This is a genomic window from Amycolatopsis orientalis (assembly GCF_000943515.2).
GTDB lineage: Bacteria > Actinomycetota > Actinomycetes > Mycobacteriales > Pseudonocardiaceae > Amycolatopsis > Amycolatopsis orientalis.
This window is the reverse complement of the sequence record NZ_CP016174.1, coordinates 4,828,774-4,841,784: the sequence shown is the minus strand read 5'-3', so window position 1 is coordinate 4,841,784 and position 13,011 is coordinate 4,828,774. Positions and strand designations below refer to the sequence as shown.

The following is a 13,011-nucleotide window of genomic DNA, read 5'->3' as shown; positions in this document are numbered from 1 at the left end:
TCACAGCATGCCAGGTCGTGGTGCGGCGGCGTGTTCGGCGAGGGCCGAACGGTCGGCGAGGCCGGTCTTGGTGAGCAGGCTCGCGACATGTTTCTCGACCGTTCTGGGGGAGATGTGCAGCCGGGCACCGATGTCCTTGTTGCCCATCCGCTCCGCGAGCAGCACCAGCACCTCGTACTCGCGCACGGTGACACCGGACGCGCGCAGGTCGCCGGGCACCCGGTCGACTCCGGCGCGGCGCTGCCGCACCGGCGCGCCGAGCTTGCGGAGCAGGCTCCGGCAGGCACCCGCGACGGCCTGGATGTCCCTGCCGTGGAAGTACTCCTCGGCCTCCGTGAGCCAGCCCGCCGGATCGCCCCAGCCGTCGGCGGCGGCGGGTTCGGCGATCAGGCGGAGTCCGAGATGCCGGGCCAGGGGATAGGGCGCCGACGTCTCCAGCGCGGCGGCCACGGCCCGTTCGGCTTCCGCCGCTTCGCCCCGCCTGCCGTGCTCGACGGCGCGCGCGAGTTCCACGAACTGCCGGTTCCACCGCATCCCGCTCACCGCGGATCCGGCCTCGGGGCAGGCGGCGCCGCCCAGGGTGTCGAGGAGCGTCCTGAGCCCGTGCTGGCCGGCCAGGTGGAACCGGCTCGGCCGCCGCTCCTCCAGTGCGGTCACCTGCCCGAGTTCCCGGCGTACCCGGTCGAAGTCCTCCTCCAGCAGCGAGCAGAACACCCGGGCCAGCCCGATGCTCAGCACCATCTCCTGCGCGTTCTCGCCGCCGCTCTCCCGGAAGTCCTCGAGCGCCTGCTCCATCGCCTGCCGGTCGGCCCGGTGCCCGGCCGACATCGCCCTGGTCATATGCGCGTACTGGAGTAACGCGGTCAACCGGAGCCTGCCGAGCACGGCGAGGTTCTCCTCCAGCAGGGCGTGCGCGGTTTCGAAGTCGCAGCGCAGGATCGCGTGCATGGTGCGCACGGAATCGACCGCGCAGTGCAGGGTGATCGACCCGGTCCGCTGGGCGTCGGCGCGGGCGAGCAGCAGGGTCTGCTCGTCGCCGGTCATCAGCACACGATGTCCGCCGAGCCGGACCAGCGCCTGGGTGCGGAGATGGTGGAGGTGGTTGTCTTCGGCGGTCCGCCGCGCGAGTTGCATGTAGTGCTCGGACTCGGTGAGATCCCGCGACAGCGCCAGCATCCCGAGCACCTGCAGTGCCTGGCAGACGACGAACGGTTGCCCGGTCTCCTCGGCCACCCGCCACGCCTGCCGCGCGAGCCGCTCCGCCGTGCCGGTCTTGCCCGGCACATCCAGCCAGAGATTCGCTTCGACGGCGTCGAGCGCGGCCTGCTGGGCCGGCGAGATCGCCGAGCCGAGCGGAGCGCGGGCGCGTTCGATCTGGCCGAGGCATTCGTCGTGCCGTCCGGCGATGTAGGCGGCCCAGGCCAGCTGGGTGTGCAGGGTGGCCGCGCGTTCGAGTGTCCCGATCTCACCGAATCCGGCGGAGAGCGCGACGGCGCGGTCGAACTGGCCGGTCTGCCCCAGCGCGTACAGCAGGGTCTCCAGCACCGCGGCCCGCTCACCCGCGTCAGCCCCGGAGAGCAGGTCGACGGCCTTGGTGAGCATGGTGACCGCGGAGTCCGCGGCCCCGGCGTCGAGGGCTCGGCGACCGGTTTCGGCGAACTGCCGTCCCGCCGCTCGCTCGTCGAGCGCGGTCAGCCGCAGCGACGCGACGAGCGCGCACAGGTCGCCCGGCAGGCCGGGATACAGCTTCTCGACGGCGTCGGCTGCCTGGCGGGCGAGCGCCGCCTTCCGTGCCGGGGACTGGCGCTCCAGCAACGCCTCCGCGGTCAGCGGATGCCGGAAGGCGTACCAGCCCGGTGTCGTCTCGTCGGTGGTCACCAGGTTCGCCGAGACCGCGGCGCTCAGGTGGTTGTGCAGGGTCCGGTCGTTCATGCCGGTGACCGTCTGCACCACCGACAGCGGGAACCGGCGCCCGAGGATCGCGGCGACCGACAGCAGTTCGCCCGCCTGCTCGCCGAGTTGCTCCATCCGGACGCCGATGCTGGTGACGAGTGCGGCGGGTACGCGGGCGCGGAGTTCGCCGATCACGCGCCAGCCGTCACGGCTCTCGACCAGCAGACCGTCGTTCACCATGCCGTGGAGGAGTTCCTCGACGATGAACGGCAGGCCCGCGCTGTTGCGCCACAGCAGTTCCGCCGCCGGGGCGGGCAGCTTCCCCGGCTCGGTCTCCAGACAGGCCGCGGCGAGCGCGCGGGTGTCGGGAAGGCTGAGCCTGCCGAGTTCGAGGACGGCGCAACTCATCCGCTGCGCCCCGGAGGTCGCGAGCCGGAGCGCGTCGGAAGGCTCGTTGCGGAGCGTGCCGACGAACAGGGTCTGCGCCCCGGCCAGGTTGTCGACGAGGTATTCGAGGATGAACAGCGTTTCGGCGTCGGCGTCCTGGAGGTCGTCGAGGACCAGGAGCGCGCCGCGGTCGCGGCTGGTGACCGCGAGCAGCCGGTAGACCGCCTCGGCGAGCACCATGAGCGAGCCCGATTCGCGCGGCCGGTCGCCTTGGCTCCAGTCGGGGACGAGCTGGGCGAGTACGGGGACGAACGGGTCGAGTTCGGCCGCCTCCGGCGGGCCGCCGCCGCGGAAATGCGAGAGCAGCGCCTGGGTCAGCGGCCGGAACGGGACGAGCGGGCCGATCGAGCTGGCCCTGCCCTGCAGGACCGGGATGTCCGCGGAGACGGCTCGGGAAGCGGCTTCGATGGCCAGCCGGGACTTGCCGATCCCGCCTTCGCCCACGAGGAAGATCGCGCCGCCGCGGCCGGCGATGGCGCGATCGAGAGCTCCGGAGAGCTCGGCCAGTTCGGCGTCGCGGCCGATCACCCTCGACGAACGGATCCCCACCGCCGTGACTATAGCGAGCGGATTCCCGTGCTACGGCGAAGAGTTGATCACGAAGGCGGGCGGCGCGAGCCCGCCTTCGTGAGCCTCAATCAGATCCAGCCGCCGGCGAAGACGCTGACGACGGACGGCGAACCGGGGTCGCTGGAAAGGGTGGCGAGCGGGTTGGCGCTCAGCCTCGGCTTTCCGCCCGCCAGCGCGTGGTTGCGCGAACCGACCTCGAGGGCGCGCGGCAGGTTCACGGCGCCGAGGGCGTCTTCGATGGCGGGCAGATCTCTTTCGTACATTCGGTTCTTCTCCTCATACTCGGTTGACCGGCGGAACGACGGTGGCCGCGGGATGCGGCCGGTCGGGGCGGAGCAGGAGCGCGGACGGGACCCGGTCGCCGAAGCCCAGCCTCAGCAGGCTGTAGCCGATGCCCGCCAGACCGCTCAGCAGCCCTGGCGCGGGGACCGCGCCGGGGGTCCCGCAGCGCGCGCCGCGCTGGTCGATCGCGGCGAGCAGATGACCGGTCCGGCGGCGTGCCGCGGCGGCGGCGCCAGTGTGCCCGTTCTCGGCGAGTACGCACAACACCTCGGTCACCCCGGTTTCGCCGTGGCACAGGCTGAGATCCTTCAAAGGTGCCCCTTCGGACAGCCGTTTGACGGTCCGGTCCAGTTCCAGGGCGTGGGCGGGCCCGGGCAGCCGGGCGGCCACGCCGAGCGCGGCGCCCGCGAGGCCGTCGCACCAGCCGCCGGTGCTTTCCGCCCGATCATCGGCCTTTCCGGGCGGTTCTTCGCCGTTCCGGTCGTGTGCCCGCAGCACCCAGTCGATCCCGGCGGAACCGCGCGCGAAACCTGTCCTTTGTGGACGCTCGCGGTCGAGCAGCTGTTCGGTATAGCGGTCCGCCCGTGCCAGTGCGGCGTCCAGTCCTGTTTGGACATACACCGAGCGCATCGAGGCGACCCCGCCCGCGAGTCCGGTCGTGAACCCGGACGGCGTCTCGGGGCCGGCCTCGGGCATCAGGTCGACGGCCTGTTCGATGAGATCCCCGGCGGGAAGCCCGACCAGCGTGCTGAGCCGGGCGATCGTGTACGCGACGCCGCCGAGTCCGAGCAGACCGCCGCAGCCGGCAGTGGCGGCCAGTCCGGGGTCGGCCCGGAGGGTGGCGAAGAGGCCGGGAAGCGGTGTGATCGCGTACGCGGCGAGGTCCCGGTAGCGCGCGATCCCGGTCAGCTCGGCGAGCTGGGCGAGGAACAACGCGACACCGCAGTAGCCCTCACCGAGTCCGGCGCCCATCGGCAGCACGGTCCAGTACCGGTCGTCGACGAGTTCGAGGCCGAGCCAGTTGGAGCGGCGTTCGTCGGAGAAGGCGTTGGCGACGATGTGGTCGGCGATACCGCACGCGGTGACCAGCAGCCGTTCCGCGGCGGGCGCCTGGTTCGGCACCGCCGTTTCCGCGGTCTCGCCACCGCCGTGGTGGCCGTCGGCCGCCGTGCTGATGGCGAGGGTGGCCGAGATGAGCCATTCCTGGTCACGCTGGTCGAGCGGATCCATGTCGGCGACCTTCGCCAGCACGGTGTCCAGCGACGGCCGGTCCACCACGCCTTCGACGCTGTCGCCGCGCGAATCCAGCAGCGACGTCGAACCGGGGTTCGAGGTGAACATCGGGATGTCCCCGGCCCACAGGTCGTCCCGTTCGTGCGGCACGAGCCTGCGCAGCTTCTCCTCGCCCGCCGAATCCTCTTCGAGCAGGTCGAACGCGCGGTCGCGGTCGGCGGCGTCGCGCAGGAGGTCCGGATGGGTGGTCTCGTCCAGCAGGCGGAAGTAGAAGTTCGTCGGCCGGATGAGGACCCGGATGGGATCCTCGGCGCACCGCCTGAGGTGCTCGGTGATCTCGGCCCGCGCGGTGGAGATCGCGTCGTAGCCGAGCCGGAAACCGGCCAGGAGGGCCGCGCTGTGCTCGGCGGGACTGACGTCACGGCCGTCGATACGCGGGAGATTGCTCCCACCGGCGAGTTCTCCCGGCACGCGGACCAGCCGCATGCGGTCGGTGCCGGCATCGGCCCAGTCGATCCGGTCGGTGGGCAGCCTGCCGCCGCGGCCGGCGAGCCCGGAGATGTCGACGGCGCCGTGCTCACCGGCGAAGAGCTGGGGGAGCAGCAGCGTGCGCTGGACGGATCGCGCCAGCATGGCCGCCGCCGGATCGCCGTCCGCCGCTTCGGGCGGGGACGGCTGGAACAGCGTCTCGATGTCGATCAGCACCGGCTGGTCGCCGTCGGCGATGATGTTCTCGTAATGGACGTCGGTGGCGTCGAGCGCGTGCAGCAGCGCCAGCAGGATGCCCTGGCGGCGGTAGAACCGGTCGACGTCGGCGATGTCGGCGCACGGCCGGTGTTCGACGAACCGCAGCCAGCCGTAGCCGTCACGCAGGAGCGCGTCGGCGGTCCGCAGCTCGAGGCCGGGAAGCCTTTTGTTGAGCCGCTCGACGACGTCGGTGAACCGTCCGTGCAGGATCAGCGGCCGGGGTTTGTAGATCACCTTGGTGCCGCTGGAGAACCGGAGCAGCCGGACCGAACGCCCCCGCGCGTGCGAGTCCCCGATCTCGCCCGCCAGTTCGACGAGCGTGCCGAGTTCGCCGTCCGCGACCGAGCCAGGCAGGGCGCCGGCGTCGGCGGCGAAGCGGGTCAGCGTCTCGGCGTTCGCCTCGGCGGCGTGGAGGCAAGCCTGGGCGAGGAGCCGGGTCAGCACCGGGTATTCGGTGAACAACCGGACGAGCCCGGACGGCGTCGACTGCTGGCGCACGAAGTCCGCGAAGCGCTCTTCAGGCGTCTCACCCCGGAGAGTCCCGGCCTTGCGGGCCCGATGGAGTTCGAGGACCAGCGTGCGGACCGAGAGCTTGAGCAGATGCCGGCCGAGCTGAGCGGCGAAACCCGCGCGAAGCGCGCCGACGTCCGCGCCGGGGAGATCGCTGGGGACCGCCTCGCGGCACGCGGCGTCGACGAAGGACCTGAAGACCCCGGCGAAGTCGACCCGCCAATCACCGACTGGGGGCCGCCGCGGCAGAGGCGCGGTGACAGCGTGTTCGGCGAAGTCCGCCCATGCGGGCTTGTCCGCTTTCCGTTCGCGCGGGGTCTGGCCGTGCACCCACCACTTCAGCGGCAGGGACGTCGCCGGTAGCTGGGGCGTCACGTCGTTCATGCTGTCAGCCGGGCGGGGTGCCGCACATGGGTGCGGAACCCCCACATTCAGCGCACGCACGAAGATGCCCGGAGAGTGACGACCGTGCCCTGAGGGCTTGGCCGGGTTTCTCAGTGCGTGACGGTCCCTTTCCCTCACCTGTGGGAAGCGGTCGTGAGCAGACGATCGACCTGGGCTGGACTGGCTGACGGAAACCAGGCCGCGACCAGCGATCCGCTGGAAATTGCCCCTTATGGATGATCCTGGGGCCCGATTTACCCCTCTTGTCCGCATTCTCAAGTGCGAGGCCCGGGCATCGGTGAGGGAATTGGGACACTCAACGTCCTGATTTCTTCATGGACAACGCGGCCTCTTCACCGTCGACGACGACGGTGCCGCGTGGTGACTCAGATGGGTTCGGGCGCGCGACTCGGATCCCGTTCGGGCACGTTCGCTTCGACGCGCTCCATCAGCAGCGCGAACGACATGACCAGCAGCGGGATAACCAGCACCATCCACATGATCTCCTGGTACCCCGATCGGCCGCCGGTCATTCGTTTCCCTGCTCTAGCACCACGAGATCGGCCCCCATGGCCACGGCGAGGCATCCGTTCCGGACGAAGTGCCGTACCGCGTTCACCGGGCCGGGGAAGTCGAACACGGCCAGCTCCGTGCCGGTGCCCATGTCCCACAGTCGCACCGTGTCATCGCTTCCCAGGGTGACGACCGCCGTCCTGCCCTTGATCACCGAGCACCCCACCTGGCGTATCCGCCCGACGTGGCCGCGCATCGTGGCGCGGTGCTCGTCGTGGGTCAGATCCCAGATCCGGACGGTGCTGTCGTGGCAGGCGAGCACGAGGACCGGATCGCCGCCTGCCGGGGCATGAACGGCCAGTGCGTGCGCCGGCGGAGCGGCCAGCTTCTTCCGGGCCGGATTTGTCAGGTCCCAGAGGCCGGTGCTGTTGTCGCGCCGGTTGTTGACGACGGCCACCGGGACTCCGCCGATCGTGGTGGTGGCGATGGCGCCCCCGCCGGACGAATCCGTCAAGGTGGCGAGCGGATCGCCGGTGGCCAGACTCCACATCCGCACCGGACCGAAATGCCCGCCGGCCAGCAGTACGGGTTCGCCCCCGACGGTCGACGTCGCGACGGTGCGCACCGCCCCCTCGTGCCCGCCGAGAGTCCAGATGTGCTCACCTGTGGCGAGATCCCACACCCGGATCGTGCGATCACTGCCGGCGGTGATCGCCTTGGGCTTGCCGTACACCTCGGCACAGGTGACGAGGTGTACGAGCCCGGAGTGGCCGTACAGGGTGTAACGCGCTTCGCCGGTGTCGAGATCCCACACGCCGACCGTGCCGTCCGACGCTCCGGTGACGGCCAGGGAACGGCCGTCGAGGACGGTGGTGGCCACGTCGTTGAGGGCCACCTCCTGGCCGTCCAGGACCACGCGTGTCTCGCCGGTCGTCACGTCCCACACCCGGGCGGTGCGATCTTCGCTGACACTGACCAGCACGGCACGCCCCGAAAGGACGGCTCCGCCGATGGCCGTGATTTCGGCCATGTGGCCGGGCGCGGGGAAACCCACGGCCGCCGCCGAGGTGAAGTCCCAGCTGCGAAGGGTCCCATCGCCGCTGGCGGTCACCGCGAAGGGACGCCCGTCCACGTCCACACAGCCGACCGCGCTGACCCAGCTTCGGTGTCCGGGGAGAGTCGTGCGCACTTCGCCGCTCGAGAGGTCGCGAACACGGACCGTTCCCCGGTCGTCGCCGAGAACGGCGACCGGAAGACCGGCCGCGGTCGTGCAGGTGACGGCGTTGATCCAGCCTTCCCCGAGACCCATCTCCCGGCGGACGGCGCCGGTGCGGAGCTCCCAGACCTTGGTCGAGTCGCCGACCGTCACCACCACCGGCTCACCGTCGAGTTCCGCGAGATCGACGTCCACCACCCGCCGGTGGGGACCGATGAGCCGCAGTGCGCCGTCGGTGAGATCCCAGACCTGGATCACGTCGTCGCTACCGATGGCGGCGGCGGTCGGACGATCACCGACCGTCCGGCACACCACCGCTGTGATCCGCCCTCGGCGTGCGTTGAGCACGCTCTGCTCAAGGGTGACGAGGTCCCGGACGAGCAGAGTGCCGTTTTCGCCGCCGGTGACCGTGATGGGATGGCCGCGAAGAGTCCCGCAGGCCACGGCGTGCACCGGGCCGGGGCCGCCGGGTGATTCGGTGTGGGTGCCGGTGACGAGGTCCCACAGCCACAATGTCCCCGCGCCGTCGACGACGACGGCCAGCGGCCGGCCGTCGACCATGGCGCAAGCGACAGGGTCCGCCAAGTCCGCTTCGAGGGTGGCGGCGGGGAGGCCGGTCGTCAGATCCCAGGCGCGTACCGTGCGATCCGCTCCGGTGGTGACGGCCATGGCGTGGCCGGACGTCGTCGTACACGCCATCGACACGATGCTTCCGCCGCCCGAGATGTCCGTGCTCAAGGCAAGGCTGTTCTGCCGCCCGGTCGCCCAGCGCGTGACCCACGTCAGGTTCCGCGAGAGGGCACGGTGCAGGTCCGTGGCGTCCAGGCGCGCGGCGTCCATGGCGAGAATCTGCCGCCGACGCTGAGGGGACAGACGACGATGAGTGGCCGCGGACGCGCGATAGATCGCCCCACCGAGTTGGGCGGGTACGTCGTGCAAGGCGGACAGGAGGCTGTCGGGGTCGGCGTGCACGAGGAAGTCCGCGTCGGCGAGCAAGCGGTCGAGCACGGTGCCCGCGGCGGCGTGGGTGGCCAGATGACGGCGGAGATACGGAGGTGCGAGCGTCCAGTCGCGGTGTCCGGACCGGTCGGCGGGAACCAGGTCGAGGAGCGCGAAGGTAATCGTCCGGTGAGAGTCCGCGTCCGGGAACGAACGGCGGAGATAGTCGGCCACCGTCTCGTGGAACAGCCGGTAGACCGGGCCATCCGCCGAGGGGTGTTCCACGAGGTATTCACTCGCCGTTTCCAGCAGCCAGAACACGTCTTCGGCGGTGCATTCCCTGCCGGAAAGCGCGGTGGCCAGTGCGGGCCACACGATCGACCGGGGCAGGCCCGAACCTCGCGCGTACGCGAGTGGCCGCAGCAGGCGTTCCACCTTCATCCGCTGGTCGCCGTACCGGGAGAAATAGGTGGAGTAGGCCTGGTTGATGTCGTTCGGCAGCCGATCCTTCCAGCCCGGTTCCGCGGTGCCGACGGTGAGCTGGCCCTTGACGACGGCACTCGCCGTCACCTGGGCGTAGAGGAACATGTGACGGGCCTTCTCGGCGATCACTTCGCCGAGCGCCGCGGCTTCGTCCGGGCGGCCACGATACGGGGAGAGACTGTGCGGGTCGTGGGCGTCGAGGAGGACGTCCGAGGCATAACGGGCGATGTCGGCGGTGGCGAGATGGCCGGGCTCGTCCAGATCGATCACCGCTGTCCCGGGGCCGAGTTCGGGGAGGAGGGGGCGGCGCGAGCCGATCACGAGCCGGAGTCCGGGAAGCGTCGTGAACGGCCGCAGCAGCCGGGCGAACCGCGCGGCTTCCGCGGATTCGTCCAAGCCGTCGATGATCAGCAGCAACGGGGTTTCGCGCCGGTTCAGCACGAGCTGGAGTTCGCTGTCCGTCGCTTGTGGACGCCCGAGCACTGCGGACAGTTCGGCGAAGACGTCGTCCGCGTGCGCGTGCAGTGCCAGAACGTCCATGGCGAGGCGGGGTTCCGGCTGCTGCCGGAGGTGGTGGCGAGCCGGGTGGCTCGGGTCGGTGAGCAGGAGCAGCCTGCCCAGGAGGGCGGTCTTGCCCGAACCGGGATCGCCGACGACGACCCGGGCACGACGGTCGTGTGTGCTGGAGCGCAGCCAGGAGACGAGTTCGTCGAGTGCCGTCGTGCGTGCGGTGAAATGGTCTCCCGGGTCGGTCACGTCGCGTACGCCGCGGCCTGACGTGCCGAAGCGTGCGTTGTCGAGCCGGTGCAACTCGGCGATGCGGGCGTGATCGAGGGCTTCACCGCCGTTCGCGGCGTGGAAGAACGGGCTGGTGCCCGGATTGTCGACGGTGGAATACGTGGCGTGCTGCCGTCGGCCCTGCGCGGAGAAGTAGGCGTTGATCCGCTGGACGATCTCTTCGACACCGGGAGTACGGCCGAGCGACATCAAGGCGTGTTCGAGCGCGTCGACGAACACGTTGTCTTCGGCTGTTTCCTTGCTGCGCGCCGCTGTCAGTGTCCAGCGGCCCACCGGCTTCGGCTGTGTGTTCGCCAGATCCGCCGCCATGGCGGCGACCTCGCCGCCGCCGGCTCCCGCGTAGCAGGTGTCGAGCACGACGAGCAGATGTCTGAAGGCGTGGCCGACCAGCGATCTCGCCAGCTCCTCACTGGGCAGGGCCGTCGTCCACCGCCCTGGCTCGTAGTCGGCGCAGAGCAGGTGGTGCCGCTCGGAGTTCTTCTCGGCGTGGCCTGCGAAATAGACCACCACGATGTCTTCGGCATCCAGTCGTGCTTCGTGAGCCCAGGTTTCGATCCGGTGGGGGATCTCCCGGCCGGGCACGGACGCCAGATCGGGAAGGACCTCTCGGTACCCGAGGTCGGCGAACAGCCGGCGGACGCGGTCGGCGTCGCCGGGAGCGCCCGGCAGGTTCGTTATCCCGCTGTCCCGGTAGACGCCGACGCCGAGCGCGATCAAGAAGCGACGGCTCATGATTCATCGCCGTTCACGACGCCACGGGCGATCGCGCGTCCGGTCGTGGGCGCGGTCAAATACCGGAGCAGGTCGTGCATGCGGACGCCGTTGGTGATCGTTTCGTCTCGCACGTTCGGGAAGCGGCCCGCCAGACCGCTCGGCAGCGCGACGACATCCCCTCGGTCGGCGACGTTCGTCCAGCGACGCACGCTGCCCGGCCACTGGCCGACCTGTCCGATCGGTGCCGGGTCGAGTCGGTCGAACACCACCGAGCGCAGGCCGAGAGGAGAGCCGAGCGTCACCAGATCGGTGACCGGCAGGCTCCGATCGGCGCACAACGTTTCGTAGGCCACGACCGAACCGAGGGAGTGCGCGACCAGCACCCGCGTGTCCGGACCGATCGCGGCGGCGACCCGGGCGCGCACGGCTTCGCGCAGCGGCCGTTCGGTCAGGTAGCGGCGGACTTGCTTGAGAGCGAAGATCAGCAACCGATCGGACACCGAGGCGAAGAACCGTGACCCGCTGAGGGCGTCCAACCTCGCCCGGACCGCGCGGGACGACAGCGCGCGGGAGACCGCGAACCCGACGGCGCCACGGCTTCCCGCCGGGTCCGCGACATCGGGGTCGACCGCGACCGCCCCTGCCCACCAGGAATCGAGCAAGTCGGCTTCCAGCCCCTCGACGTCATGCTCGTCCCAGGGCGGCAGGTGCCACGACCGGACGCCGGGTGGGAAGAACAGGTCGCCATAGAACGCGCAGGCCACATCGACGTCCAGAGCCACCTCGCCGCCCAGCCGGATGCCGTCCCGTAGCGCGGGAGCGACCTCACGGCACATCAGTTCCGGTCCGCGGAACTCCTGACCGACCCCGTGAACGACGACCACCTGCGCCACCAGCCGCCTCCGGAAGGTCGATTGTGACCAGCGAAGCGAATAATACTGTGGCGGTACGGGACACCTGGCTCGAAAACAGTCTCAAAGAAGGCCATCTCCCGAAAACGCCGGCGCGGGCTCAGCGTAAATCGACCTCGATCCGGTGCTCCCTGAGCATGTCCAGGAGGTACTCGAAGGTGATCGCCGGCCCTAGCCGACGCCGGTCGTAGCCGGCGACCAGGTGGTCGCGGGCGACGGCCGAGTCATGCCACGCCAGGTGAAACGGCGGCCGCGCACCGAATTTTCCACGGAGGCAGTCTTCAAGGGCGTCGAGGTTCCAGCCGAAGTAGCCGCCTGGGCCGTTGATCGCCTCGCCGATCGCGCAGTAGAACCCTTCGACGTCGGTCACGAAGCGGCCGTCGAGATCGTAAGTGGTGCCGGGTTGTCCGTCGGGGGCACTGAGCCTGTGACCGAGCGCCACCCCGGCCCACTGATGCCGCAGCTCCCGGTCATAGCCTGCCCACAGGTTCCGCCGGGACGGCCGCCCGGTACGCCAATGCTCCAGAATCTCGGGGATTCCCGTCGGCAACGGCTCCCGCGTACCCAGATCGACGGTCACGTCCAGCAGCCCCTCGCCGAGCCGCGACGGACCGGCGGCGTTGACCGTTCCGGACACCGCGGCGCCGATCAGCTGGGCGGTGGAACCATCGTCGGCGACCGCGTGGATCTCGCCGCTGATCAGACGACGGCGCAGGTTTGCCTTGCTCGACTGTCCCGACACCTCAAGCGCGGCCAGTAACGCCGGCTCCGGCCGGCAACCGAGGAGCTTGACTTGCAGCACCGGTGTCGTGGCCTGTTCGCGGAACACACCAGTGACGTCCCCGCAGGTTCCGCAAGCCACCCCGTCCTCGCCCAGGAGGACGAATTCGTCGACATCGCCGGGGCGTACCACCGCATCCGTGCGGTCCATGAGCCAGACGAACCCGGCGAGATCGACGTCGACCGTTCCCGGCATCGTGGTGCTCGGCCGCCGCGCGTGGACGACGACATCGCACAGATCCTCGCCCCACCGGTACGGTGGCGCGCCAGGCGCTGTCAGCGAGATGTTGCCGAGCCAGGCCCGGTCGGTACCGAGTGCCTCGGCGGGAAGCCGGTCGAGGAGGTGGGCGAGTGCGCCGGCCGGGGTGCAACCGACGAGCGTGAACCGTTCCCGCGGACGGGGTGGCAGGTCGGCGAACAAACCTTCGATGTCCGCGCACAGCGCCAACGGGGCGTCGTCGGAGGAATCATCGAAGCCGATGCTGCCCGAGAGCAGCCAGCGTGGGCCGACCGGATGTTCCCAGGTCCATCGCCGCTTTTCCTGCTGAAGACCGCCATCGGGGTTGACCACCCTCGCGACACTACCTGCGG

General features: G+C 70.4%; 7 protein-coding genes. All 7 read right to left on the bottom strand.

The window, feature by feature from the left end:
• Positions 1-2,889, bottom strand: coding sequence for a helix-turn-helix transcriptional regulator (locus SD37_RS21175; RefSeq protein WP_044851909.1), 2,889 nt, complete (start codon positions 2,887-2,889; stop codon positions 1-3).
• A gap of 89 nt (positions 2,890-2,978) precedes the next feature.
• Positions 2,979-3,173, bottom strand: coding sequence for a hypothetical protein (locus SD37_RS21170; protein ID WP_044851910.1), 195 nt, complete (start codon positions 3,171-3,173; stop codon positions 2,979-2,981).
• A 13-nt stretch (positions 3,174-3,186) separates the two neighbouring features.
• Positions 3,187-6,066: a type 2 lanthipeptide synthetase LanM family protein gene (locus SD37_RS21165; protein ID WP_236725066.1), complete on the bottom strand. Its 2,880-nt coding sequence runs from the start codon at positions 6,064-6,066 to the stop codon at positions 3,187-3,189.
• A gap of 386 nt (positions 6,067-6,452) precedes the next feature.
• Positions 6,453-6,599: a hypothetical protein gene (locus SD37_RS43205; RefSeq protein WP_167369599.1), complete on the bottom strand. Its 147-nt coding sequence runs from the start codon at positions 6,597-6,599 to the stop codon at positions 6,453-6,455.
• On the bottom strand, positions 6,596-10,747 hold the full coding sequence (locus SD37_RS21160; protein ID WP_044851911.1) for a caspase family protein: 4,152 nt from the start codon (positions 10,745-10,747) through the stop codon (positions 6,596-6,598). The genes SD37_RS43205 and SD37_RS21160 overlap by 4 nt, the downstream gene beginning before the upstream one ends.
• Complete coding sequence (locus SD37_RS21155; RefSeq protein ID WP_044851912.1) at positions 10,744-11,622, bottom strand: hypothetical protein; 879 nt, start codon at positions 11,620-11,622, stop codon at positions 10,744-10,746. Before SD37_RS21155 ends, SD37_RS21160 begins: the two co-directional genes overlap by 4 nt.
• Before the next feature lie 118 nt (positions 11,623-11,740).
• Complete coding sequence (locus SD37_RS21150) at positions 11,741-12,991, bottom strand: barstar family protein (protein WP_236725065.1); 1,251 nt, start codon at positions 12,989-12,991, stop codon at positions 11,741-11,743.
• Positions 12,992-13,011 lie beyond the last annotated feature (20 nt).